Source organism: Pseudomonas sp. ICMP 8385 (assembly GCF_002699915.1).
In the GTDB taxonomy this organism is placed as follows: Bacteria; Pseudomonadota; Gammaproteobacteria; order Pseudomonadales; family Pseudomonadaceae; genus Aquipseudomonas; species Aquipseudomonas gessardii.
On the sequence record NZ_LKBY01000058.1, the window covers coordinates 1 to 219 of the forward strand.

The window sequence follows — 219 nt, forward strand, 5'->3', positions numbered from 1 at the left end:
CCCGATTCGTCATCGGCGCCGATGTGGGCCTTCATGCCAAAATAATACTGGTTTCCCTTCTTGGTCTGGTGCATTTCCGGGTCGCGCTTGCCGTCCTTGTTCTTGGTCGACCTGGGCGCATTGATCAGCGTTGCATCGACGATGGTGCCCTGGCGCAGCGACAGGCCGCGGTCGCCCAGATAGCCATTGATGACAGCGAGGATGCCGGCCGCCAGCTCG

The 219-nt window shown here is 61.2% G+C and carries 1 protein-coding gene; it reads right to left on the reverse strand.

The features are described 5' to 3' along the window. Positions 1-219, reverse strand: a 219-nt coding sequence (locus tag AO268_RS33980; protein WP_141562791.1) for a transposase, incomplete at both ends; no start/stop codon positions are given.